We start from the raw sequence: 24131 nt of genomic DNA on the forward strand, positions 1-24131 counted from the left end.
CGCCGGTCCGTGAGGAGGAAAGGCCTTGAAAGACTTGCTGAATCTGTTGAAAAACCAGGGTCAAATCGAAGAGTTCGATGCCATCAAGATTGCATTGGCTTCGCCCGAGATGATCCGTTCCTGGTCCTTTGGCGAGGTTAAAAAGCCAGAGACCATCAACTATCGTACGTTCAAGCCCGAGCGTGATGGCCTGTTCTGCGCCAAGATCTTTGGCCCGGTCAAGGATTACGAGTGCCTGTGCGGCAAGTACAAGCGCCTCAAGCATCGGGGCGTGATCTGTGAGAAATGTGGCGTCGAGGTTGCGCTGGCCAAGGTTCGCCGCGAGCGCATGGCGCATATCGAACTGGCTTCGCCGGTTGCCCACATTTGGTTCTTGAAGTCGCTGCCGAGCCGTATCGGCCTGCTCCTGGACATGACCCTGCGTGATATCGAGCGCGTGCTCTACTTCGAGAGCTACGTGGTGATCGATCCGGGCATGACCACGCTCGAGAAGGGTCAGCTGCTCAATGACGAGCAGTACTTCGAAGCACTGGAAGAGTTCGGTGACGATTTCGACGCTCGCATGGGTGCCGAGGCCGTGCGCGAGCTGCTGCACGAAATCGACCTTGAGCACGAGATTGGTCGCCTGCGTGAAGAGATTCCGCAGACCAACTCGGAAACCAAGATCAAGAAGCTGTCCAAGCGCCTGAAGCTGATGGAAGCTTTCCATGGTTCGGGCAACCTACCGGAATGGATGGTACTGACCGTTCTGCCGGTGTTGCCGCCGGATCTGCGTCCGTTGGTCCCGCTCGATGGTGGCCGCTTCGCGACATCGGATCTCAACGATCTGTATCGCCGGGTGATAAACCGTAACAACCGTCTCAAGCGCCTGCTCGATCTGTCGGCGCCGGACATCATCGTGCGCAACGAAAAGCGCATGCTGCAGGAGGCCGTTGACGCGCTGCTCGACAACGGTCGTCGTGGTCGCGCCATCACTGGCTCGAACAAGCGTCCTCTCAAGTCTTTGGCCGACATGATCAAGGGCAAGCAGGGTCGTTTCCGTCAGAACCTGCTCGGCAAGCGTGTTGACTACTCCGGTCGTTCGGTCATTACCGTCGGCCCGACCCTGCGCCTGCATCAGTGCGGTCTGCCGAAGAAGATGGCCCTCGAGCTGTTTAAGCCGTTCATTTTTGGCAAGCTGGAAATGCGTGGTATGGCGACCACCATCAAGGCCGCCAAGAAGATGGTCGAGCGCGAGCTGCCGGAGGTCTGGGACGTCTTGGCCGAAGTCATCCGCGAACATCCCGTGTTGCTCAACCGGGCGCCGACACTGCACCGTCTGGGTATCCAGGCGTTCGAGCCGGTCCTGATCGAAGGCAAGGCGATTCAGCTTCACCCGTTGGTCTGCGCCGCGTACAACGCTGACTTCGACGGTGATCAGATGGCCGTTCACGTGCCGCTGACGCTGGAAGCTCAGCTCGAAGCGCGCGCGCTGATGATGTCGACCAACAACATCCTGTCGCCGGCCAACGGCGAGCCGATCATCGTGCCGTCGCAGGACGTGGTCCTGGGTCTGTACTACATGACTCGCGAAGCGATCAATGCCAGGGGCGAGGGTCGTGTGTTCGCTGACCTGCAGGAAGTCGACCGCGTATTCCGCGCCGGCGAAGCGTCGCTGCATGCCCGCGTCAAGGTGCGCATCAACGAGACCATCAAGGATCGCGACGGCTCGATCACCAAGAATACCCGCATCGTCGACACCACTGTCGGTCGCGCGCTGCTATTCCAGGTGGTTCCGGCAGGTCTGCCGTTTGACGTAGTCAACCAGCCGATGAAGAAGAAGGCGATCTCCAAGCTGATCAACTTGTGCTATCGCACCGTTGGCCTGAAGGATACCGTCATCTTTGCGGACCAGTTGATGTACACCGGTTTCGCCTATTCGACCATCTCCGGTGTCTCGATCGGTGTGAACGACTTCGTCATCCCGGACGAGAAGGCGCGGATCATCGACGCCGCGACCGAGGAAGTGAAGGAAATCGAGTCGCAGTACGCCTCCGGCCTGGTGACCCAGGGCGAGAAGTACAACAAGGTGATCGACCTCTGGTCGAAGGCAAACGACGAAGTTTCCAAGGCGATGATGGCCAACCTCTCGAAAGAGAAGGTCATCGACCGTGACGGGAACGAAGCCGAGCAGGACTCGTTCAACTCGATGTACATGATGGCTGACTCCGGGGCGCGGGGTTCCGCTGCCCAGATTCGCCAGCTGGCCGGTATGCGTGGCCTGATGGCCAAGCCGGACGGCTCGATCATCGAGACGCCGATTACTGCGAACTTCCGCGAGGGACTGAACGTACTGCAGTACTTCATCTCCACTCACGGTGCTCGTAAGGGTCTTGCGGATACCGCCCTGAAGACCGCGAACTCCGGTTACCTAACCCGTCGCTTGGTCGACGTGGCGCAGGATCTGGTGGTGACCGAGATCGATTGTGGCACCGAGCAGGGCCTGCACATGACGCCGCACATCGAAGGCGGCGACGTGGTCGAGCCGTTGGGTGAGCGTGTATTGGGCCGTGTGATTGCGCGTGACGTTCTCAAGCCTGGCAGCGACGACGTGCTGGTTCCGGCCGGTACGTTGATCGATGAGCAGTGGGTCGACTTCATCGAGCTGAACAGCATCGACGAAGTGATCGTGCGTTCGCCGATCAGCTGCGAAACCCGCTATGGCATCTGTGCCAAATGCTACGGTCGCGATCTGGCCCGTGGTCACCAGGTGAACATAGGTGAGGCCGTCGGTGTTATCGCCGCACAGTCCATCGGTGAGCCGGGCACACAGCTGACCATGCGTACGTTCCACATCGGTGGTGCGGCCAGCCGGACTTCGGCTGTCGACAACGTAATGGTCAAGAACGGCGGTACCATTCGCCTACATAATCTCAAGTACGTCGAGCGTGCCGATGGGGCCCTGGTCGCGGTTTCGCGTTCCGGTGAACTGGCAGTGGCGGACGATTACGGCCGCGAGCGCGAGCGCTACAAGCTGCCGTACGGTGCGGTGATTTCGATCAAGGAAGGCGACAAGGTCGATGCCGGCACCGTCGTTGCGAAATGGGATCCGCACACGCACCCGATCGTGACCGAGATGAAGGGTGTCGTGACCTTCGCGGGCATGGAGGAGAACATCACCATCAAGCGTCAGACCGATGAGCTCACCGGTCTGACCAACATCGAGGTGATGGATCCGAAAGATCGTCCGGCGTCCGGCAAGGACATTCGTCCGGCGATTAAGATGGTCGATACCAACGGTAAGGAACTGCTGTTGCCGGGTACCGACGTGCCTGCCCAGTACTTCCTGCCGGCGAACGCGCTGGTTGGCGTGGCCGATGGTGCCGAGATCAACGTCGGTGACGTTATCGCGCGTATCCCGCAGGAAACGTCCAAGACCCGCGACATCACCGGTGGTCTGCCGCGCGTTGCCGACTTGTTCGAGGCGCGTCGTCCGAAAGAGCCGTCGATCCTGGCGGAAATCAGCGGAACGATCTCCTTCGGCAAGGAAACCAAGGGCAAGCGCCGTCTGGTCATCACGCCTACCGATGGAACCGATCCTTACGAGGAGCTGATTCCGAAGTGGCGCCACCTCAACGTCTTCGAAGGCGAACAGGTAAACAAGGGCGAAGTGATCTCCGACGGGCCGAGCAACCCGCACGACATTCTTCGCCTGCTGGGCGTCAGTGCGCTGGCCAAGTACATCGTCAACGAGATCCAGGACGTCTACCGCCTGCAGGGCGTGAAGATCAACGACAAGCACATCGAGACCATCCTGCGGCAGATGCTGCGCAAGGTAGAAGTGGCCGAGTCGGGTGATTCCAGCTTCATCAAGGGCGACCAGATGGAGCTGACCCAGGTGCTGGAAGAGAATGAGCGCCTGTCCCTGGACGACAAGTTCGGCTCCAAGTACGTGCGTGTGCTGCTGGGTATCACCAAGGCCTCGTTGTCCACCGAGTCGTTCATTTCGGCGGCGTCGTTCCAGGAAACTACTCGCGTCCTTACCGAGGCGGCGGTTACCGGCAAGCGCGACTACCTGCGCGGCCTGAAGGAAAACGTCGTGGTCGGTCGTCTGATTCCGGCCGGTACCGGTCTGCAGTATCACAGCGAGCGCAAGCGCAAGCGTGATGCCGAAAAACCGGTTCGTGTGAGTGCCGATGAGGTCGAAGCGGCGTTGACGGAGGCGCTGAATTCCAGCGGCAACTGATTGGAGGCAGCCCCGGTTCATGCCGGGGCGCACCTTGACGGTGTGCAAGAAGCTCTTTAGACTCTTGTACCCCTAATTTGGCGGGGCTTTGCGCCCTGCCATTTTTCGTTTGTGTCGAAAGACAACAGTGGAGCTAGTAGATGGCAACGATCAACCAGCTGGTACGCCAGCCGCGCAAGCGCGTCGTCGAGAAAAGCGACGTCCCTGCGCTGCAGAACTGCCCGCAACGCCGTGGCGTGTGCACTCGTGTGTACACCACCACGCCAAAGAAACCGAACTCTGCACTGCGTAAAGTATGTCGTGTTCGCCTGACCAACGGTTTTGAAGTCGCCTCCTACATCGGTGGTGAAGGTCACAACCTGCAGGAGCACAGTGTCGTGCTGATCCGTGGCGGTCGTGTAAAAGACCTTCCGGGTGTGCGCTATCACACCGTGCGCGGTTCGCTGGATACCTCCGGTGTCAAGGATCGTAAGCAGGGCCGTTCCAAGTACGGCACCAAGCGTCCGAAGTAATCAGTATTTTTATTTATTTGAGTCGATAAGAGTAAGGTCGGGCGTAACCTCGTTGTTATCGTCCCGGGCTAACCTGAAGACCGTTTGAGGGCTTATCAATGCCAAGACGTCGTGTAGCAGCCAAGCGCGAAATCCTTGACGATCCGAAGTACGGAAGTCTGATTCTCGCCAAGTTCATGAACCACGTGATGGAAAGCGGCAAGAAGGCCGTAGCTGAGCGTATCGTTTATGGGGCCTTGGAAAAGGTCAAGGAGCGCAAGAACACCGATCCCCTGGAAATCTTCGAAAAAGCACTCGACGCCATCGCTCCGCTGGTCGAAGTGAAGTCCCGCCGTGTAGGTGGTGCGACTTACCAGGTTCCGGTCGAAGTTCGTCCGTCCCGTCGTAACGCGCTGGCCATGCGCTGGCTGGTAGATGCTGCGCGTAAGCGTGGTGAGAAATCCATGGCCCTGCGCTTGGCGGGTGAGCTGTCGGATGCATTTGAAGGTAAAGGCGCTGCTGTGAAGAAGCGTGAAGACGTGCACCGTATGGCTGAAGCCAACAAGGCCTTCTCGCACTACCGCTTCTAATTTTCAGCGTCATCAACTTGCGAGGGCTTTATGGCTCGTACTACCCCGATTAACCGCTACCGTAACATTGGTATCGTCGCTCACGTGGATGCTGGTAAAACCACCACCACTGAGCGCGTCCTTTTTTACACCGGCGTAAACCATAAAATGGGCGAGGTGCACGACGGCGCCGCGACCATGGATTGGATGGTGCAGGAGCAGGAGCGTGGTATTACCATCACCTCTGCTGCCACTACCGCTTTCTGGGCTGGATCCGAGAAGCAGTTCGATAAGCATCGTTTCAATATCATCGATACTCCCGGTCACGTTGACTTTACCATCGAAGTTGAGCGCTCGCTGCGCGTGCTCGATGGTGCGGTCGTAGTGTTCTGTGGTACTTCGGGTGTTGAGCCGCAATCGGAAACCGTTTGGCGTCAGGCTAATAAGTACGGTGTTCCGCGCCTGGTCTATGTCAATAAGATGGACCGTGCAGGCGCCAACTTCTTGCGTGTGGTCGCGCAGATCAAGCAGCGTCTGGGTCATACCCCTGTTCCGATTCAGCTTGCCATCGGTGCAGAAGATAACTTCCAGGGTCAGATTGATCTGGTCAAGATGAAAGCCATCTACTGGAACGACGATGACAAGGGCATGACCTTCCGTGAGGAAGAGATCCCAGCTGAGCTTCAGGATCTGGCTGAAGAGTGGCGCAGCAACATGGTCGAGGCTGCTGCCGAAGCGACCGAGGAGCTGATGAACAAGTACCTCGAGGGTGAAGAGCTCACCACCGAGGAAATCAAGGCCGCTCTGCGTCAGCGCACAATCGCTGGCGAAATCGTTCTGGCTGTCTGTGGTTCGTCGTTCAAGAACAAGGGTGTTCCTCTAGTTCTCGACGCGGTTATCGATTATCTCCCCGCGCCAGCTGACATTCCGGCGATCAAGGGTACCGATATCGATGACGAAACCATTGAGATGGAGCGTCACGCGGATGACGCTGAGCCGTTCTCGGCGCTGGCGTTCAAGATCGCGACCGACCCCTTTGTTGGTACGCTGACCTTCGCTCGCGTTTATTCGGGTGTCCTGAACTCCGGTGACGGTGTTCTGAACTCGGTGAAAGGCAAAAAAGAGCGTGTTGGTCGTATGGTGCAGATGCATGCGAACAGCCGCGAAGAGATCAAGGAAGTTCGCGCCGGTGACATCGCTGCCCTGATCGGCATGAAGGATGTCACTACTGGTGACACGCTCTGTGCTCTGGACAAGCCGATCATTCTGGTGCGTATGGACTTCCCTGAGCCGGTTATTTCGGTGGCGGTTGAGCCGAAGACCAAGGATGACCAGGAGAAGATGGGTATCGCGCTGGGCAAGCTTGCCCAGGAAGATCCCTCGTTCCGCGTCAAGACTGACGAAGAGACCGGCCAGACGATTATCTCGGGTATGGGCGAGTTGCACCTCGATATTCTCGTCGACCGTATGCGTCGTGAGTTCAACGTCGAAGCCAACATCGGCAAGCCGCAGGTGTCTTATCGCGAGAAGATCACCAAGTCGTGCGAGATCGAAGGTAAATTCGTTCGCCAGTCCGGTGGTCGTGGTCAGTTCGGTCATTGCTGGGTGCGCTTTGCGCCGGCAGATGAGGGTCAAGAAGGCCTGCAGTTCGTCAACGAGGTAGTTGGTGGTGTCATTCCGAAGGAATACATCCCCGCTATTCAAAAGGGCATCGAAGAGCAGATGAAGAACGGCGTGGTCGCCGGTTATCCGCTGATCGGCCTGAAGGCGACTGTGTTCGATGGCTCCTACCATGACGTCGACTCCAACGAGATGGCGTTCAAGGTTGCGGCTTCCATGGCGACCAAGCAGCTGTCCCAAAAGGGCGGCGCCGTAGTGCTTGAGCCGATCATGAAGGTCGAGGTGGTGACGCCTGAGGACTACATGGGTGACGTGATGGGCGACCTTAACCGTCGTCGCGGTCTGATCCAGGGTATGGAGGATACGGTATCCGGCAAGGTCATTCGTGCCGAGGTTCCGCTGGGTGAGATGTTCGGTTATGCGACCGACGTCCGCTCCATGTCTCAGGGTCGCGCTAGCTACTCCATGGAATTCTCGAAATACTCCGAGGCTCCGTCGAACATCGTCGAAGCTATCGTTAAAAAACAAGGTTGATTCAGCCCTTTAAGTAAGAGGTTTACTGTCGTGGCTAAAGAAAAATTCGAACGTAACAAACCGCACCTGAACGTTGGTACCATTGGTCACGTCGACCATGGCAAAACCACGCTCACCGCAGCGCTGACCAAGGTCTGTGCTGAAACTTGGGGCGGCTCTGCGCGTGACTTCTCGCAGATCGACAACGCGCCGGAAGAGAAGGCTCGTGGTATCACCATCAACACGTCTCACGTTGAATATGATTCCTCGATCCGTCACTACGCACACGTTGACTGCCCGGGCCACGCTGACTATGTAAAGAACATGATCACCGGTGCTGCGCAGATGGACGGCGCGATCCTGGTTTGCTCTGCTGCTGACGGCCCGATGCCGCAGACCCGTGAGCACATCCTGCTGTCCCGTCAGGTTGGCGTTCCCTACATCGTAGTCTTCCTGAACAAGGCAGACATGGTGGACGACGCTGAGCTGCTTGAGCTGGTTGAGATGGAAGTGCGTGACCTGCTGTCGACCTACGACTTCCCAGGCGACGACACGCCGATCATCATCGGTTCCGCGCTGATGGCTCTCAACGGCCAGGACGACAACGAGATGGGCGTATCGGCCGTGCGTAAGCTGGTCGAGACTCTGGATAGCTACATTCCGGAGCCTGAGCGCGCCATCGACAAGCCGTTCCTGATGCCGATCGAAGACGTGTTCTCGATCTCTGGTCGCGGTACCGTTGTGACCGGTCGTGTCGAGCGCGGCATCGTCAAGGTTCAGGAAGAAATCGAGATCGTCGGTATCCGTGCCACGACCAAGACTACCTGCACCGGCGTTGAAATGTTCCGTAAGTTGCTCGACGAAGGTCGTGCAGGCGAGAACGTTGGCGTGCTGCTGCGCGGCACCAAGCGTGATGACGTCGAGCGTGGCCAGGTTCTGGCCAAGCCGGGCACCATCAAGCCGCACACCAAGTTCGAAGGCGAAGTCTACGTACTGAGCAAGGAAGAAGGCGGTCGTCACACGCCGTTCTTCAAGGGCTACCGTCCACAGTTCTACTTCCGTACTACTGACGTGACCGGTAACTGCGAGCTGCCGGAAGGCGTTGAAATGGTAATGCCGGGCGACAACATCAAGATGGTTGTCACCCTGATCGCTCCGATCGCCATGGAAGACGGTCTGCGCTTCGCCATTCGCGAAGGCGGTCGTACCGTTGGTGCCGGCGTGGTTGCCAAGATCATCGAATAATATTTTCGATGCCGGAAAGGGCCCCTCGGGGCCCTTTTTCTATTGTTGATCATTTATTGACACCCCCTGGACGCATCCGTACAATTGCGCCTCCTTTTACCGGGCGTATTGCGTTTGGTAGGGATGGCTAATTGGAGTCTGAGGTCAAAATGCAAAACCAACAAATCCGTATTCGGTTGAAGGCTTTTGACCATCGCCTGATCGATCAATCAACCCAGGAAATCGTGGAAACCGCGAAACGTACTGGTGCTCAGGTGCGTGGTCCGATTCCACTGCCGACCCGCAAAGAGCGGTTCACTGTTCTGGTTTCCCCGCACGTCAACAAAGATGCGCGCGACCAGTATGAGATCCGTACTCATAAGCGTGTGCTGGATATTGTCCAGCCGACCGACAAGACCGTCGATGCGCTGATGAAGCTTGATCTTGCGGCTGGCGTGGAAGTGCAGATCAGCCTCGGCTAAAACGTTGAGTTTTAGTCGTGTAACGCTCTGAAATGGGCGGCCATAGCGGGTGAAAGCCCCGTACACTCATGAGGTTACAACATGACTATTGGTGTAGTCGGTCGTAAAAGCGGCATGACCCGCGTTTTCACCGAAGATGGTGTCTCTATTCCGGTTACGGTCATTGAGATCGAGCCGAATCGCGTCACTCAGTTTAAAAACGAAGAAAGCGATGGCTATCGCGCTGTACAGGTAACTGTAGGCGAGCGTCGCGCGTCCCGTGTTACCAAGGCTCAGGCCGGTCACTTCGCCAAGGCGAACGTAGCAGCTGGTCGTGGCGTCTGGGAATTTCGCCTTGATGGTGAGGAGTTCCAGGTTGGTGACCAGATCAACGCTGAGATTTTCCAGGCTGGACAGATGGTGGATGTCACCGGTCAGTCCAAGGGTAAAGGCTTTGCCGGTACCATCAAGCGCTGGAATTTCCGTGGTCAGGACAATACCCACGGTAACTCCGTATCCCACCGCGTCCCGGGTTCGATTGGCCAATGCCAGACTCCAGGCCGTGTTTTCAAGGGCAAGAAGATGTCCGGGCACATGGGCGCCGAGCGCGTAACCGTGCAGTCCCTGGAAATCGTGCGTGTCGATGCCGAGCGTAATCTGCTGTTGGTCAAGGGCGCTGTGCCCGGCGCCACTGGTGGTGACGTAGTTGTGCGTCCGGCTGCCAAGGCTCGCGGGTAAGGGGGAGTTCACATGCAATTGAATGTTAATGGCGCACAAGCCATCGAAGTCTCCGAGCAAACCTTTGGTGGTGAGTTTAATGAGACGCTGGTGCACCAGGCGGTCGTCGCCTATATGGCTGGCGGTCGTCAGGGTAGCAAGCAGCAGAAGACTCGCTCCGATGTGTCCGGTGGCGGCAAGCGACCTTGGCGTCAGAAGGGTACTGGCCGTGCGCGTGCTGGTACTTCACGCGGTCCGATCTGGCGTGGCGGTGGTGTGACTTTCGCGGCTCGTCCGCAGAATCACGAGCAGAAGCTGAACAAGAAGATGTACCGCGCTGCGTTGCGCTCCATCCTCTCTGAGCTGGTGCGTTCCGAGCGTCTGGTCATCGTAGAAGATTTCGCTGTCGACAGTCCAAAAACCAAGCTGCTTGCTAACAAGCTGTCGGGTATGGGGCTGAGCGATGTATTGATCGTTTCCGATGCTGTTGATCAGAATCTTTATCTGGCGGCTCGCAACCTGCCGCACGTCGATGTACGCGATGTGCAAGGTTCGGATCCTGTCAGCCTGATCGCCTATGACAAAGTGTTGATTACTGTGTCGGCTGTGAAGAAGTTCGAGGAGCTGCTGGGATGAACCAGGAACGCGTATTCAAAGTCCTGCTTGGTCCGCACGTCTCCGAGAAGGCAACCATGCTGGCCGACAGCAAGAGCCAGTTCGTTTTCAAGGTTGCTACTGATGCAACCAAGCTGGAAATCAAGAAGGCCGTCGAAAGCCTGTTCAACGTGAAAGTTGCCAAGGTCAGCACCCTGAATGTTCAGGGCAAGACCAAGCGCACCGCTCGCGGTTTGGGCAAGCGCAACGACTGGAAGAAGGCGTATATCGCACTTCAGCCGGGCCAGGATCTCGATTTCGCCGGCAACGCTGAGTAAGGAGGGGGTGCATCATGGCAATCGTTAAATGCAAACCGACTTCCGCAGGCCGCCGTTTTGTGGTCAAGGTGGTCGGTCAGGAGCTGCACAAAGGCGCTCCTTATGCTCCGCTGCTCGAGAAGAAGTCGAAGTCCGGCGGTCGTAACAACAACGGTCGCATCACCACGCGTCACATCGGTGGTGGTCACAAGCAGCATTACCGACTGGTCGATTTTCGTCGCAACAAGGATGGCATTCCAGCTGTCGTTGAGCGCGTCGAGTACGATCCGAACCGTACTGCGCACATCGCGCTGCTGAAGTACGCGGACGGCGAGCGTCGTTACATCATCGCCCCCAAAGGCGTGAGTGCTGGCGATCAGCTGCTCTCCGGCGTGAACGCGCCGATCAAGGCTGGTAATAGCCTGCCGCTGCGCAACATCCCGCTGGGTTCCACCGTTCACGGTGTTGAACTGAAGCCGGGCAAGGGCGCCCAGATTGCTCGTTCCGCTGGTGCTTCGGCTCAGTTGGTCGCGCGTGAAGGTGCTTACGTAACACTGCGTCTTCGCTCCGGCGAGATGCGCAAAGTGCTGGCCGAGTGCCGTGCGACCCTGGGCGAAGTCTCGAACTCCGAGCACAGCCTGCGTTCGCTTGGTAAAGCGGGTGCGAAGCGCTGGCGCGGTGTTCGCCCGACCGTTCGCGGTGTGGCAATGAACCCGGTCGATCACCCCCACGGTGGTGGTGAGGGTCGTACCTCCGGTGGTCGTCATCCGGTGTCGCCATGGGGCTTCCCAACCAAGGGCGCGAAGACTCGCTCTAACAAGCGCACCGATAACATGATCGTCCGTCGTCGCAAGTAACTAGAGGGATACGACAGTGCCGCGTTCTCTGAAAAAAGGTCCTTTTATCGATCTTCACCTATTGAAGAAGGTCGAAGTGGCGATGGAAAAGAACGATCGTAAGCCGGTTAAAACCTGGTCGCGTCGTTCCATGATCCTGCCGCAAATGGTCGGTTTGACCATCGCTGTGCATAACGGTCGTCAACATGTTCCCGTTCTCGTGAGCGAAGATATGGTCGGCCACAAACTCGGCGAGTTCGCTGGTACCCGCACTTATCGCGGGCACGTAGCGGACAAGAAAGGCAAGCGCTAAGGGGTAAGGAAAGATGGAAGTAGCCGCTAAGTTGTCGGGCGCTCGCATCTCCGCCCAGAAAGCCCGCCTGGTCGCCGACCAGATCCGCGGGAAGAAGGTGGGCGAAGCGCTCAACCTGCTGGCTTTCAGCAGTAAGAAAGCCGCCGAGATCATGAAGAAAGTGCTGGAGTCGGCCGTGGCCAACGCCGAGCACAACGAAGGCGCTGACGTGGATGACCTGAAGGTTTCCACTGTCTTCGTCAACGAAGGGCGTTCGCTTAAGCGCATCATGCCGCGTGCCAAAGGCCGCGCTGATCGCATCGTCAAGCGGTCTTGCCATATCACTGTCAAGGTTGCGGACAAGTAACGGAGTCGATCAGATGGGTCAGAAAGTACATCCCACTGGCATTCGCCTGGGAATCGTCAAGGAGCACACTTCCGTCTGGTATGCAGACGGACGTACGTACGCCGATTATCTGCTTGCAGATCTGAACGTGCGTGAATACCTCCAAGACAAATTAAAAAGCGCGTCCGTAAGCCGTATCGATATTCATCGTCCGGCTCAGACAGCACGCATCACCATCCACACTGCTCGTCCCGGTATCGTGATCGGCAAGAAGGGTGAGGATGTTGAGAAGCTGCGTCAGGACCTGACCAAAAAAATGGGTGTGCCTGTGCACATCAACATCGAAGAAATCCGCAAGCCGGAACTCGATGCAATGCTGGTAGCACAGAACGTCGCTCAGCAGCTGGAGCGTCGCGTGATGTTCCGTCGCGCCATGAAGCGCGCCGTACAGAACGCGATCCGCATTGGTGCCAAGGGCATCAAGATCCAGGTGAGCGGTCGTCTGGGTGGGGCTGAAATCGCCCGTACGGAATGGTATCGGGAAGGTCGTGTGCCACTGCACACCCTGCGTGCCGATATCGACTACAACACCTACGAAGCACACACCACATACGGTGTGATCGGCGTCAAGGTTTGGATCTTCAAAGGCGAAGTAATTGGTGGTCGCCATGAAGAACTGAAGCCGCAAGCGCCTGCGCCTCGTAAAAAAGCTGCCAAGTAAGGAGTACGCCAAATGTTGCAACCAAAGCGTACAAAATTCCGCAAGCAGATGACGGGTCACAACCGTGGCTTGGCTCAGCGCGGTAGCAAAGTCAGCTTCGGCGAGTTCGCTCTCAAGTCTGTTGCTCGTGGTCGTCTCACTGCGCGCCAGATCGAGTCCGCACGTCGTGCGTTGACTCGTCACGTTAAGCGTGGCGGCAAGATCTGGATCCGCGTTTTCCCCGACAAGCCTATCTCCAAGAAGCCGCTTGAAGTTCGGATGGGTAAAGGTAAGGGCAACGTCGAGTACTGGGTAGCCCAAATTCAACCGGGCAAGGTGCTGTACGAGATCGAGGGTGTTTCCGAAGAGCTGGCGCGTGAGGCATTCGCCCTGGCTGCTGCAAAGCTGCCTCTCGCCACCTCCTTTGTTAAGCGGACGGTGATGTGATGAAAGCGAATGAACTTCGTGAAAAATCCGCTCAGCAGCTGAACGAGCAATTGCTCGAGCTGCTGCGCGACCAGTTCAATCTGCGTATGCAGAAAGCAACTGGCCAGTTGGGGCAGTCTCACCTGCTCTCGCAAGTCAAGCGCGACATTGCTCGTGTCAAGACTGTGCTCAACCAGCAGGCAGGTAAGTGATCATGGCTGAAGTTGAAAAAACTGTCCGCACGCTGACTGGCCGCGTCGTCAGCGACAAGATGGACAAAAGCATCACCGTTCTGATCGAGCGTCGCGTCAAGCACCCGATCTACGGTAAATACGTGAAGCGTTCGACCAAACTGCACGCCCACGACGAAACCAACCAGTGCCGTATCGGTGACAAGGTCACGATTCGCGAGACTCGTCCTATGGCGAAGACCAAGTGCTGGATGTTGGTTGATGTCGTCGAACGTGCCGTCGAAGTCTAAGGGCTAAGGGTCGGAGAAATTATATGATTCAGACTCAATCAATGCTCGATGTGGCTGATAACAGTGGCGCTCGTCGCGTCATGTGTATCAAGGTCCTCGGTGGTTCGCACCGCCGTTACGCCGGCATCGGCGATATCATCAAGGTTACCGTCAAGGAAGCGATTCCTCGTGGCAAGGTCAAGAAAGGCCAGGTAATGACTGCGGTCGTAGTCCGTACCCGTCACGGTGTTCGTCGTCCGGACGGCTCCATCATCCGCTTCGATGGCAATGCTGCTGTTTTGTTGAACAACAAGCAGGAGCCTATTGGCACTCGTATTTTCGGGCCGGTGACGCGTGAACTTCGTTCTGAGAAGTTCATGAAGATCGTCTCGCTCGCGCCTGAAGTGCTGTAAGGAGAAGCCGCATGGAAAAGATTCGTCGCAACGACGAGATCATCGTCATCGCCGGCAAAGACAAGGGCAAGCGCGGTAAGGTGCTCCGGGTTCTCGCTGACGACCGTCTGGTTGTCGGTGGTATCAACCTGGTGAAGCGTCATACCAAGCCGAACCCTATGTCAGGCGTTCAGGGCGGTATCGTCGAAAAAGAGGCGCCTCTGCACGCCTCTAACGTCGCTATCTTCAACGGCGAAACCAACAAGGCTGACCGCGTTGGTTTCAAAGTCGAAGACGGCAAGAAAATTCGTGTCTTCAAGTCGACCCAAAAGCCGGTTGAAGCTTGAGACTGCTAGGTAGATAACCATGGCACGACTAAAAGAAGTTTATCGGAAGCAAATCGCTCCCAAGCTGAAGGAAGAACTTCAGCTTGGCAATGTGATGGAAGTTCCGCGCATCACCAAGATCACCCTGAACATGGGTATCGGCGAAGCGATCGGTGATAAGAAAATCATCGACAATGCAGTTGCCGACCTTGAAAAAATCACCGGCCAGAAGGTCGTCGTGACTCATGCTCGGAAATCCATCGCTGGCTTCAAGGTTCGCGAAGGTTGGCCGATCGGTGTCAAGGTGACCCTGCGCAGCGATCGTATGTACGAATTCCTGGATCGTCTGCTGTCTATCTCCCTGCCTCGGGTTCGCGACTTCCGCGGCCTCAATGCCAAGTCCTTCGATGGTCGCGGCAACTACAGCATGGGCGTGAAGGAGCAGATCATTTTCCCGGAAATCGATTACGACAAGATCGACGCCCTCCGTGGTCTGGACATTACGCTGACCACTACTGCTCGGACGGACGAAGAGGGTCGCGCACTGCTGCGTGCCTTCAACTTCCCGTTCCGTAACTGATTGGAGTAGGCACATGGCTAAGCAAAGCATGAAGAACCGCGAGCTGAAGCGTCAGCAAACGGTTGCCAAGTACGCCCAGAAGCGTGCCGCGCTGAAAGCGGTCATCGCCAATCCGGAGTCTTCTCCGGAAGCGCGTTGGGAGGCCCAGGTGGCTCTGCAGAAGCAGCCGCGTGATGCAAGCGCTTCTCGCTTGCGTAATCGCTGCCGCCTGACTGGCCGCCCGCATGGTGTTTATCGCAAGTTTGGTCTTGCGCGGAACATGCTGCGTCAGGCCGCCATGCGTGGTGATGTTCCAGGTCTGGTCAAGGCCAGCTGGTAATTAGCCGCTCCGGCACGCGATGTCGGAACCGCGGTTGTCGAATCAAGCCCCTTATGGGGCTTGATTCGTTTCTGAACAGTCTCTAGAATGCTCGGCTCGCCCGAGTCGCGCCTTTTAGGTGTCTGCTCTTCTGGTAAATGGCGATACGAGCCCTAGCGGGCTTATTTTTTTGAATTAGGAGCCAAGCGCCCATGAGTATGCAGGACCCGTTAGCGGACATGCTAACTCGTATCCGTAATGCCCAGATGGCCGAAAAGTCCGTCGTAAGCATGCCGTCTTCCACTTTGAAGGTGGCTGTAGCCAACGTTCTTCAGGGTGAAGGCTATATCGCAGGATACAACGTCAGCAGCGACGCCAAGCCGCAGCTGTCTATCGAGCTCAAGTACTTCGAAGGCCGTCCGGTCATCGAAGAGCTGAAGCGCGTAAGTCGTCCTGGCCTTCGCCAGTACAAATCCGTTGATCAGTTGCCGAAAGTTCGCGGCGGTCTGGGTGTTTCGATCGTGTCCACCAACAAAGGTGTGATGACTGATCGGGCTGCTCGCGCTGCTGGCGTTGGCGGCGAAGTGCTCTGCACAGTGTTCTAAGGGGGGATAAGCATGTCTCGCGTTGCTAAGAACCCCGTCAAGCTGCCCGCTGGTGTTGAGTTCAACATGGCCGGCCAGCAGCTTTCGGTGAAGGGTGCCAAGGGTACTCTCGAACTGAACGTGCACTCGTCTGTGGAAGTGATCCACGAGGCCGGTGAGCTCCGTTTTGCTGCGCGTAATGGCGATCAGCAGAACCGTGCCATGGCCGGTACCACCCGTGCGCTGGTTAACAACATGGTGATCGGCGTCAGCCAGGGCTTCGAGCGCAAGCTCCAGCTGGTTGGTGTTGGTTACAAGGCGCAAGCCAAAGGTCAAGTGCTGTCCCTGGCTCTCGGCTTCTCGCACCCGGTGGAATATGAACTGCCGCAAGGCGTTACCGCTGAGACCCCCAGCCAGACCGATATCCTGATCAAGGGTGTCGATAAGCAACTGGTCGGTCAGGTGGCTGCTGAAATCCGTGACTTCCGTCGCCCTGAGCCTTACAAGGGCAAAGGCGTGCGTTACTCGGACGAAGTGGTCCGTCGTAAAGAAGCTAAGAAGAAGTAGGGCATAGCAAATGAGCGTAAAGAAAGTTACTCGTCTGCGTCGCGCTCGCAAGGCACGCCTGAAGATGCGCGAGCTGGAAACCGTACGCCTTTGTGTGTACCGCTCTTCCCAGCACATCTACGCCCAGGTCCTTTCGGCCGACGGCGGCAAGGTCCTGGCCAGTGCCTCGACTCTCGACAAAGAACTGCGCGACGGAGCCACCGGCAACGTCGACGCTGCCAAGAAAGTTGGTCAGCTGGTCGCTGAGCGTGCTAAGGCCGCAGGTGTCACCCAGGTGGCGTTCGACCGTTCTGGCTTCAAGTACCACGGTCGTGTCAAGGCACTGGCTGATGCTGCTCGTGAAGGCGGGCTGGAGTTCTAAGTTATGGCATATAACGAGCAAAAGCGCGACGAAGGCTACATTGAGAAGCTGGTTCAAGTTAACCGCGTCGCCAAGACAGTAAAAGGTGGCCGTATCTTCACGTTCACTGCGTTGACCGTAGTGGGTGATGGTAAGGGTCGAGTAGGGTTCGGTCGTGGTAAGTCCCGCGAAGTGCCAGCTGCCATTCAGAAGGCCATGGAGGCGGCTCGCCGCAACATGATCCAGGTCGATCTGAACGGCACCACGCTGCAGTACGCTACCAAGGCGGCGCATGGCGCTTCCAAGGTTTACATGCAGCCTGCTTCGGAAGGTACCGGTGTTATTGCCGGTGGTGCGATGCGCGCCATTCTGGAAGTAGCTGGCGTACAGAACGTCCTGGCCAAGTGCTACGGCTCTACCAATCCGGTGAACGTGGTTCATGCCACCTTCAAGGGTTTGAAGGCCATGCAGTCGCCTGAGTCGATCGCTGCAAAGCGTGGCAAGAGCGTTGAGGAGATTTCCTGATCATGGCTAACACCGTCAAGGTCACGCTGATCAAAAGCGTCAGCGGTCGTATCCCCAATCACAAGCTGTGCGTCAAGGGCCTCGGCCTGCGTCGCATTGGTCACACCGTCGAAGTTCAGGACACTCCTGAAAATCGCGGCATGATCAACAAGGCTTACTACATGCTCCGTGTGGAGGGCTAAGCCATGCAACTGAACGATCTGCGTTCTGCGCCGGGCGCCCGTCGCGAAAAGCTGCGTCCGGGTCGCGGTATCGGTAGCGGCCTCGGCAAAACCGGTGGTCGTGGTCACAAGGGTCAGACTTCCCGCTCCGGCGGTAAGATCGCTCCCGGTTTTGAAGGCGGCCAACAGCCTTTGCATCGCCGTCTGCCCAAGTTCGGTTTCGTCTCGTTGAAGGCTATGGATCGTGCTGAAGTGCGTACCTCCGAGCTGGCAAAGGTTGAAGGCGATGTCGTAACTCTGCAGAGCCTCAAGGATGCCGATATCATCAATCAGAACGTACAGCGCGTAAAAGTTATGCTGTCGGGTGAGGTTGGTCGTGCGGTAACTCTGAAGGGCATCGCCGCCACCAAGGGTGCGCGCGCGGCTATCGAAGCAGCTGGCGGCAAGTTCGAGGAATAAATGGCTAAGCAAGGTGCTCTCTCCGCGCTGAATAGTGGCGGGCTTTCTGAACTCTGGGCTCGTCTGCGCTTTCTGCTGATGGCGATTATCGTCTATCGTGTTGGCGCACACATCCCGGTGCCGGGAATCAATCCCGACAGGTTGGCCGAGCTGTTCCGTCAGAACGAAGGGACCATCCTTAGCTTGTTCAACATGTTTTCCGGTGGTGCGCTGGAGCGCATGAGTATCTTTGCTTTGGGGATCATGCCGTACATCTCGGCGTCGATCATCATGCAGCTCATGACGGCTGTCAGTCCCCAGCTGGAACAGTTGAAAAAAGAGGGCGAGTCCGGTCGTCGCAAGATCAGCCAGTACACGCGCTACGGCGCTTTGGTGTTGGCTATCGTGCAGGCCATTGGTATGTCGGTCGGTCTCGCTGGCCAGGGTGTCGCATTCAGCACTGACTTCGGCTTTTACTTCGTTGCTGTCACTACTTTCGTGGCGGGTGCGATGTTCATGATGTGGCTGGGGGAGCAGATCACCGAGCGGGGTGTCGGTAACGGTATCTCAATGCTGATCTTTGCAGGTATTGTCGCCGGCCTCCCTGGCGCTCTGGGGCAGTCGTTCGAGTCGGCTCGGCAGGGTGATGTCAATATCATTGCGCTGCTCGCTGTTGGTCTGCTGGCCGTCGCCATCATCGGATTCGTGGTGTTCATTGAACGTGGCCAGCGGCGAATTGCCGTGCACTACGCCAAGCGTCAGCAGGGCCGCAAGGTCTTCGCTGCACAAACGAGCCACCTTCCGTTGAAGGTGAACATGGCGGGTGTCATCCCAGCAATCTTCGCCAGTAGTATCCTGCTGTTTCCGGCTTCCTTGGGGCAGTGGTTTGGACAGTCGGAGAACATGGGTTGGCTGGCTGATATTTCTCAGTCGATCGCCCCTGGTCAGCCGTTGAATATTCTGTTGTTCAGCGCCGGCATCATCTTCTTCTGCTTCTTCTACACGGCATTGATGTTCAATCCGAAGGACGTTGCAGAAAACCTGAAGAAGTCCGGTGCGTTTATCCCGGGGATTCGGCCTGGTGAGCAGTCAGCACGCTATATCGATGGTGTGCTGACTCGCTTGACCATGTTCGGTGCCCTGTACATGACGGCTGTCTGCCTGTTGCCGCAGTTCCTTGTGGTGGCGGCGAACGTGCCGTTCTACCTTGGCGGGACATCGTTGCTGATTGTGGTTGTGGTTGTAATGGACTTCATGTCCCAGGTTCAATCGCACCTCATGTCTCACCAGTACGATTCCCTGATGAAAAAAGCCAACCTGAAGGGCTATGGCAGCGGAATGCTCCGCTGAGGTCAGCCCGTAAGGTTCCAGGAGTTGGTCATGAAAGTTCGTGCATCGGTCAAAAAGCTGTGCCGCAACTGCAAAATCGTCCGTCGCGAAGGCGTCGTTCGGGTGATCTGCAGCGCAGAACCGCGTCACAAGCAGCGCCAAGGCTGATTGTGAGCTAAGGCTCGAGCCCGGCAGCTAGTGCGCTGCCGGGTTGATTATTTGTTATTACAGCGTTAGTATCTCGCGCCCTTTTCTTGGCTTCCGGGGCGTTGGGTAGCTGTCAATTGGAGTTTCACTGAATGGCCCGTATTGCAGGCGTAAACATTCCGGATAACAAGCACACTGTTATCTCGCTGACCTACATCTATGGTGTCGGTCGCACTCGTGCGCAGACTATCTGCGCTGCTACCGGTGTGAATCCGGCAGCGAAAATTAAGGATCTTTCCGACGAGCAGGTCGAACTGCTGCGTGGTGAAGTGGCTAAGTTCATCGTTGAAGGTGACCTTCGTCGCGAAGTCAACATGAAGATCAAGCGCTTGATGGACCTGGGTTGCTATCGCGGCCTGCGTCATCGTCGTGGTCTGCCGGTACGCGGTCAGCGCACCAAGACCAACGCTCGTACCCGCAAGGGTCCGCGTAAGCCGATCCGCAAGTAATCGCGTTAGCGCATCGACAGGAATCTAATCATGGCAAAACCTGCTGCTCGTCCTCGTAAGAAAGTCAAAAAGACGGTGGTTGATGGCATCGCCCATATCCACGCCTCTTTCAACAACACCATCATCACTATCACCGATCGCCAAGGCAATGCATTGTCCTGGGCAACTTCCGGTGGTTCCGGTTTCCGCGGCTCCCGTAAGAGCACTCCGTTCGCTGCCCAGGTGGCTGCCGAGCGTGCTGGTCAAGCGGCACTGGAATATGGCCTCAAGAACCTCGACGTCAACGTCAAGGGTCCTGGTCCGGGCCGCGAATCTGCCGTTCGTGCATTGAACGGCTGTGGTTATAAAATCGCCAGCATCACCGACGTGACGCCAATCCCGCACAACGGGTGCCGTCCGCCGAAGAAGCGCCGCGTGTAATCAGGAGACAGTGAGAAATGGCTCGTTATATTGGTCCCAAGTGCAAACTGTCTCGTCGTGAAGGCACCGATCTCTTCTTGAAGAGTGGTGCGCGCGCGCTCGAATCGAAGTGCAACATCGAAACCCCACCGGGTGTTCATGGTCAGCGTCGTGGTCGTCTCTCTGACTACGGCACGCAGCTGCGTGAAAAGCAGAAAGTTCGTCGTATCTACGGCGTACTTGAGCGTCAGTTCAGCGGCTACTACAAAGAAGCTGCCAGCCGTAAGGGCGCTACCGGCGAAAACCTGCTGCAACTGCTGGAATGCCGTCTGGATAACGTGGTTTACCGCATGGGCTTCGGCTCTACTCGTGCCGAGTCGCGTCAGCTTGTATCCCACAAGGCTATCAGCGTTAACGGCAAAACCGTGAACGTTCCATCCTTTCAGGTAAAGGCTGGTGACGTGGTAGCAGTTCGTGAAAAGTGCCGTAACCAGCTGCGCATCGCCCAAGCCCTGGAACTGTGCGTACAGCGCGGTCGCGTTGAGTGGGTCGAAGTAGACGCCGACAAGAAATCTGGTGTTTTCAAGAGTGTTCCGGCTCGCAGTGATCTGTCCGCCGACATCAACGAAAACCTGATTGTCGAGCTCTACTCCAAGTAAGGGCTAGAAAATAGGTGTATCCATGCAGATTTCGGTAAATGAGTTCCTGACCCCCCGCCATATCGATGTGCAGGTGGTCAGTCCGACCCGTGCCAAGATCACACTCGAGCCTCTCGAGCGTGGTTTCGGCCATACCCTGGGCAACGCGCTGCGTCGTATTCTGTTGTCCTCCATGCCCGGCTGCGCTGTGGTCGAGGCTGAGATCGACGGTGTGCTCCACGAGTACAGCGCTATCGAGGGCGTGCAGGAAGATGTCATCGAAATCCTGTTGAACCTCAAAGGTATCGCCATCAAGCTGCACGGCCGTGATGAAGTGACCTTGAGCCTGGTGAAGAAGGGCGCGGGCGCTGTGACCGCTGCCGATATCCAGCTGGATCACGATGTCGAAATCGTCAATGGCGATCACCTGATCGCCAATTTGGCGGCTAATGGCTCGATCAACATGAAGCTCAAGGTCGCTCGCGGCCGTGGTTACGAGCCGGCTGACGCACGTCAGAGCGACGAAGACGAGAGCCGTAGCATTGGCCGTCTTCAGCTCGACGCGACGTTCAGCCCGGTTCGTCGCGTAGCCTATGTTGTCGAAAACGCTCGTGTTGAGCAGCGCACCAACTTGGACAAGCTGGTCATCGACCTGGAAACCAATGGAACCCTGGATCCCGAAGAGGCGATCCGTCGTGCCGCGACCATTCTGCAGCAGCAGTTGGCCGCGTTCGTTGACCTCAAGGGTGACAGCGAGCCGGTTGTGGTCGAGCAGGAAGACGAAATCGATCCGATCCTGTTGCGTCCAGTTGACGACTTGGAACTGACCGTACGTTCGGCCAACTGCCTCAAGGCAGAAAACATCTACTACATCGGTGATCTGATCCAGCGCACCGAAGTTGAGCTGTTGAAAACGCCGAACCTGGGCAAGAAATCTCTGACCGAAATCAAAGATGTTCTGGCTTCTCGTGGTCTGTCCCTCGGCATGCGCCTCGACAATTGGCCGCCGGCCAGTCTCAAGAAGGACGATAAGGCTACGGCCTGATCGACCATAGTCACCGAACTGATCGTTTGGTAAGGAATTTCAATCATGCGTCATCGTAAAAGTGGCCGTCATCTCAGCCGCACAAGCGCTCACCGCAAGGCCATGTTTCAGAACATGGCGGTGTCGCTGTTCGAGCACGAACTGATCAAAACAACCCTGCCCAAGGCCAAGGAACTGCGTCGCGTAGCCGAGCCGCTGATCACTCTGGCCAAGGAAGACAGCGTCGCCAACCGTCGTCTGGCTTTCGACCGTACTCGCTCGAAGGCGATCGTTGGCAAGTTGTTCAACGATTTGGGCCCGCGTTACGCCGCCCGTCAGGGTGGGTATCTGCGTATCCTCAAGTGCGGTTTCCGCGCTGGTGACAACGCCCCAATGGCTTACGTCGAGCTGGTTGACCGTCCGGTTACCGGTGAAGTGGAAGCTGCGGAGTAAGCGTCGCTTACTTGAAAAAAAGCCGAGCGCCAGCTCGGTTTTTTTTCGCCAGCTGATTAGAAATGGTCTATCAGGCTGGTCCGCTTAATAAATTAGATTGTCGCTGTCGTCTCGCTAGAATCGTCTCCAAGCCAAACACATGGCATTTGAAGGAGAGACAGCATGAGCGATAAACAGGTCCTTACTAGCGCATCTGGTGCACCGGTTGCCGACAACCAGAACTCTCGTTCCGCTGGGCCTCGGGGGCCGCTTCTGTTGGACGACTTTCATCTGGTTGAAAAACTCGCGCATTTCAATCGCGAGGTCATTCCCGAGCGGCGCGTGCATGCCAAAGGATCCGGTGCCTATGGCACGCTGACGATCACCGGCGATATCTCTCGATACACCAAAGCCAAATTGTTCGACACGGTGGGCAAGCAGACTCCCCTGTTTCTGCGTTTCTCAACAGTGGGCGGCGAGCGCGGGTCGGCCGATACCGAGCGTGACCCTCGTGGCTTCGCTGTGAAGTTTTACACCGAGGAAGGTAATTGGGACATCGTGGGTAACAACACGCCTGTCTTCTTCATTCGAGACCCACTCAAGTTCCCGGATTTCATCCACACTCAAAAACGCGACCCCTGGAACAATCTGAAGAGTCCGCAGGCAATGTGGGATTTCTGGTCGCACTCACCTGAAGCATTGCATCAGGTCACGATACTTTTTTCGGATCGCGGTATTCCGGACGGTTATCGGTTCATGCATGGTTTCGGAAGCCATACCTTCAGTCTGGTCAATGCCGAAGGCGTGCGTAGTTGGGTGAAGTTCCATTTCAAGAGTATGCAGGGCATCAAGAACCTGACGCCTGAGGAAGCAGGGCGCCTTGCCGGTACCGACCCTGACTATGCGCAAAGGGACCTGTTCAGCGCCATTGACCGGGGTGACTTTCCGAAGTGGTGCATGTGCATCCAAGTGATGAGCGACGAACAGGCGGCTAGTCGTACGGAGAACCCGTTCGATGTCACCAAGACCTGGTCGCAGACAGAGTTCCCGTTGATTGAGGTTGGTCTGCTGGAGCTCAACCGTAACCCGCAGAACTATTTCGCCGAGGTTGAGCAGGCGGCGTTCGCTCCGAGCAATGTGGTGCCAGGCGTTGGGCTTTCGCCAGACCGTATGCTGCAGGGCCGCGTTTTTGCTTATGCCGACGCACATCGTTACCGAATCGGCACCAACCATCAGCAGCTCCCGGTGAACGCGCCGCGCTGCCCCTATCAGAATTACCAGCGTGATGGCGCGATGCGCTTCGATGGCAACGGTGGCTCGGGGCCCAACTACGAGCCAAATAGCTATGCCGAAGCGCCCAAGCAGGCACCGGAGTACGCTGAGCCCGCACTGGCGCTGGCTGGGGCTGCGGATCGTCACGATCACCGCAGGGACGATGACTATTTCAGTCAGGCCGGGGCGCTGTTCCGCCTGATGAGCGCCGAGCAGCAGGCTTTGTTGGTGGCTAACATCGTCGGCGCCATGACGCCGGTGACCCGTGACGTGCAGTTGCGCCAGCTCGGTTATTTCTTCATGGCCGACCCTGCGTATGGTGCGTGTATCGCCAGGGGTTTGGGAATCGAACCGAGCGAAATCGGCTGATCGTCGAAAC

General features: G+C 57.0%; 34 protein-coding genes. All 34 read left to right on the plus strand.

Annotated elements, in window-relative coordinates:
* Positions 1-25: 25 nt before the first annotated feature.
* The 34 genes from rpoC (at position 26) to CH92_RS03335 (ending at position 24121) form a co-directional block, all read left to right on the plus strand.
* Entirely contained in the window at positions 26-4225 is a 4200-nt protein-coding gene (gene rpoC, locus CH92_RS03170; RefSeq protein ID WP_025240341.1) for a DNA-directed RNA polymerase subunit beta', read from the plus strand.
* A gap of 140 nt (positions 4226-4365) precedes the next feature.
* Positions 4366-4737 carry a 30S ribosomal protein S12 gene (rpsL, locus tag CH92_RS03175; RefSeq protein ID WP_025240342.1) on the plus strand — a complete coding sequence of 124 codons (372 nt, stop codon included), beginning with the start codon at positions 4366-4368 and terminating at the stop codon, positions 4735-4737.
* A 98-nt stretch (positions 4738-4835) separates the two neighbouring features.
* The gene (gene rpsG / locus CH92_RS03180; RefSeq protein WP_019342051.1) at positions 4836-5306 is read left to right on the plus strand and encodes a 30S ribosomal protein S7; all 471 of its coding nucleotides are present in this window, start codon (positions 4836-4838) and stop codon (positions 5304-5306) included.
* 30 nt (positions 5307-5336) lie between these two features.
* On the plus strand, positions 5337-7439 hold the full coding sequence (fusA, locus tag CH92_RS03185) for an elongation factor G (protein WP_025240343.1): 2103 nt from the start codon (positions 5337-5339) through the stop codon (positions 7437-7439).
* Between the two features lie 30 nt (positions 7440-7469).
* Positions 7470-8663, plus strand: a complete 1194-nt coding sequence (gene tuf / locus CH92_RS03190) for an elongation factor Tu (protein ID WP_025240334.1) — start codon at positions 7470-7472, stop codon at positions 8661-8663.
* A 149-nt stretch (positions 8664-8812) separates the two neighbouring features.
* The gene (gene rpsJ, locus CH92_RS03195; RefSeq protein ID WP_003186070.1) at positions 8813-9124 is read left to right on the plus strand and encodes a 30S ribosomal protein S10; all 312 of its coding nucleotides are present in this window, start codon (positions 8813-8815) and stop codon (positions 9122-9124) included.
* 81 nt (positions 9125-9205) lie between these two features.
* Positions 9206-9841, plus strand: a complete 636-nt coding sequence (gene rplC / locus CH92_RS03200; protein ID WP_025240344.1) for a 50S ribosomal protein L3 — start codon at positions 9206-9208, stop codon at positions 9839-9841.
* A 12-nt stretch (positions 9842-9853) separates the two neighbouring features.
* Complete coding sequence (gene rplD / locus CH92_RS03205; protein ID WP_025240345.1) at positions 9854-10456, plus strand: 50S ribosomal protein L4; 603 nt, start codon at positions 9854-9856, stop codon at positions 10454-10456.
* A complete protein-coding gene (rplW, locus tag CH92_RS03210; protein WP_025240346.1) occupies positions 10453-10752 on the plus strand; it encodes a 50S ribosomal protein L23 in 300 nt (99 codons plus the stop codon). The genes rplD and rplW overlap by 4 nt, the downstream gene beginning before the upstream one ends.
* A 14-nt stretch (positions 10753-10766) precedes the next feature.
* A complete protein-coding gene (gene rplB / locus CH92_RS03215) occupies positions 10767-11588 on the plus strand; it encodes a 50S ribosomal protein L2 (RefSeq protein WP_019339975.1) in 822 nt (273 codons plus the stop codon).
* A gap of 16 nt (positions 11589-11604) precedes the next feature.
* A complete protein-coding gene (rpsS, locus tag CH92_RS03220; protein WP_021209376.1) occupies positions 11605-11880 on the plus strand; it encodes a 30S ribosomal protein S19 in 276 nt (91 codons plus the stop codon).
* Positions 11881-11893: 13 nt separating this feature from the next.
* A complete protein-coding gene (gene rplV, locus CH92_RS03225) occupies positions 11894-12226 on the plus strand; it encodes a 50S ribosomal protein L22 (protein WP_003103908.1) in 333 nt (110 codons plus the stop codon).
* A 13-nt stretch (positions 12227-12239) separates the two neighbouring features.
* Positions 12240-12926, plus strand: coding sequence for a 30S ribosomal protein S3 (gene rpsC / locus CH92_RS03230; protein ID WP_021209375.1), 687 nt, complete (start codon positions 12240-12242; stop codon positions 12924-12926).
* A gap of 12 nt (positions 12927-12938) precedes the next feature.
* Positions 12939-13352: a 50S ribosomal protein L16 gene (gene rplP / locus CH92_RS03235; RefSeq protein ID WP_003176421.1), complete on the plus strand. Its 414-nt coding sequence runs from the start codon at positions 12939-12941 to the stop codon at positions 13350-13352.
* Positions 13352-13543 (plus strand): 50S ribosomal protein L29, encoded by a 192-nt coding sequence (gene rpmC / locus CH92_RS03240; RefSeq protein WP_003289209.1) that lies wholly within the window; start codon positions 13352-13354, stop codon positions 13541-13543. The genes rplP and rpmC overlap by 1 nt, the downstream gene beginning before the upstream one ends.
* 2 nt (positions 13544-13545) lie before the next feature.
* The gene (rpsQ, locus tag CH92_RS03245) at positions 13546-13812 is read left to right on the plus strand and encodes a 30S ribosomal protein S17 (RefSeq protein WP_025240347.1); all 267 of its coding nucleotides are present in this window, start codon (positions 13546-13548) and stop codon (positions 13810-13812) included.
* A gap of 23 nt (positions 13813-13835) precedes the next feature.
* Positions 13836-14204 (plus strand): 50S ribosomal protein L14, encoded by a 369-nt coding sequence (gene rplN, locus CH92_RS03250; protein ID WP_003289207.1) that lies wholly within the window; start codon positions 13836-13838, stop codon positions 14202-14204.
* 11 nt (positions 14205-14215) lie between these two features.
* Entirely contained in the window at positions 14216-14530 is a 315-nt protein-coding gene (rplX, locus tag CH92_RS03255; RefSeq protein ID WP_025240348.1) for a 50S ribosomal protein L24, read from the plus strand.
* 19 nt (positions 14531-14549) lie between these two features.
* Positions 14550-15089 carry a 50S ribosomal protein L5 gene (gene rplE / locus CH92_RS03260; protein WP_019339970.1) on the plus strand — a complete coding sequence of 180 codons (540 nt, stop codon included), beginning with the start codon at positions 14550-14552 and terminating at the stop codon, positions 15087-15089.
* A gap of 13 nt (positions 15090-15102) precedes the next feature.
* Positions 15103-15408, plus strand: a complete 306-nt coding sequence (gene rpsN, locus CH92_RS03265) for a 30S ribosomal protein S14 (RefSeq protein ID WP_025240349.1) — start codon at positions 15103-15105, stop codon at positions 15406-15408.
* Between the two features lie 191 nt (positions 15409-15599).
* Positions 15600-15992: a 30S ribosomal protein S8 gene (rpsH, locus tag CH92_RS03270; RefSeq protein WP_003281824.1), complete on the plus strand. Its 393-nt coding sequence runs from the start codon at positions 15600-15602 to the stop codon at positions 15990-15992.
* A gap of 12 nt (positions 15993-16004) precedes the next feature.
* Entirely contained in the window at positions 16005-16538 is a 534-nt protein-coding gene (gene rplF, locus CH92_RS03275) for a 50S ribosomal protein L6 (protein WP_025240350.1), read from the plus strand.
* Positions 16539-16548: 10 nt separating this feature from the next.
* The gene (gene rplR / locus CH92_RS03280) at positions 16549-16899 is read left to right on the plus strand and encodes a 50S ribosomal protein L18 (RefSeq protein WP_025240351.1); all 351 of its coding nucleotides are present in this window, start codon (positions 16549-16551) and stop codon (positions 16897-16899) included.
* Between the two features lie 3 nt (positions 16900-16902).
* The gene (gene rpsE / locus CH92_RS03285) at positions 16903-17403 is read left to right on the plus strand and encodes a 30S ribosomal protein S5 (protein ID WP_019339966.1); all 501 of its coding nucleotides are present in this window, start codon (positions 16903-16905) and stop codon (positions 17401-17403) included.
* 2 nt (positions 17404-17405) lie between these two features.
* A complete protein-coding gene (rpmD, locus tag CH92_RS03290; protein ID WP_003281818.1) occupies positions 17406-17585 on the plus strand; it encodes a 50S ribosomal protein L30 in 180 nt (59 codons plus the stop codon).
* Between the two features lie 3 nt (positions 17586-17588).
* Positions 17589-18023 (plus strand): 50S ribosomal protein L15, encoded by a 435-nt coding sequence (rplO, locus tag CH92_RS03295; protein WP_025240352.1) that lies wholly within the window; start codon positions 17589-17591, stop codon positions 18021-18023.
* On the plus strand, positions 18024-19352 hold the full coding sequence (gene secY, locus CH92_RS03300; RefSeq protein ID WP_025240353.1) for a preprotein translocase subunit SecY: 1329 nt from the start codon (positions 18024-18026) through the stop codon (positions 19350-19352). It abuts the gene before it with no gap.
* A 30-nt stretch (positions 19353-19382) separates the two neighbouring features.
* Positions 19383-19499 carry a 50S ribosomal protein L36 gene (gene rpmJ / locus CH92_RS03305; RefSeq protein WP_014854209.1) on the plus strand — a complete coding sequence of 39 codons (117 nt, stop codon included), beginning with the start codon at positions 19383-19385 and terminating at the stop codon, positions 19497-19499.
* Positions 19500-19630: 131 nt separating this feature from the next.
* Positions 19631-19987 carry a 30S ribosomal protein S13 gene (rpsM, locus tag CH92_RS03310; RefSeq protein WP_014854208.1) on the plus strand — a complete coding sequence of 119 codons (357 nt, stop codon included), beginning with the start codon at positions 19631-19633 and terminating at the stop codon, positions 19985-19987.
* A gap of 30 nt (positions 19988-20017) precedes the next feature.
* Positions 20018-20407, plus strand: a complete 390-nt coding sequence (rpsK, locus tag CH92_RS03315) for a 30S ribosomal protein S11 (RefSeq protein ID WP_014854207.1) — start codon at positions 20018-20020, stop codon at positions 20405-20407.
* A gap of 17 nt (positions 20408-20424) precedes the next feature.
* A complete protein-coding gene (gene rpsD / locus CH92_RS03320; protein WP_025240354.1) occupies positions 20425-21045 on the plus strand; it encodes a 30S ribosomal protein S4 in 621 nt (206 codons plus the stop codon).
* Between the two features lie 22 nt (positions 21046-21067).
* Complete coding sequence (locus tag CH92_RS03325; protein WP_019339960.1) at positions 21068-22069, plus strand: DNA-directed RNA polymerase subunit alpha; 1002 nt, start codon at positions 21068-21070, stop codon at positions 22067-22069.
* Between the two features lie 45 nt (positions 22070-22114).
* Positions 22115-22501: a 50S ribosomal protein L17 gene (gene rplQ / locus CH92_RS03330; RefSeq protein WP_025240355.1), complete on the plus strand. Its 387-nt coding sequence runs from the start codon at positions 22115-22117 to the stop codon at positions 22499-22501.
* 162 nt (positions 22502-22663) lie between these two features.
* Positions 22664-24121 carry a catalase gene (locus CH92_RS03335; RefSeq protein WP_025240356.1) on the plus strand — a complete coding sequence of 486 codons (1458 nt, stop codon included), beginning with the start codon at positions 22664-22666 and terminating at the stop codon, positions 24119-24121.
* Positions 24122-24131: the final 10 nt, after the last annotated feature.

Source organism: Stutzerimonas stutzeri, from assembly GCF_000590475.1.
GTDB classification, from domain to species: Bacteria; Pseudomonadota; Gammaproteobacteria; order Pseudomonadales; family Pseudomonadaceae; genus Stutzerimonas; species Stutzerimonas stutzeri_D.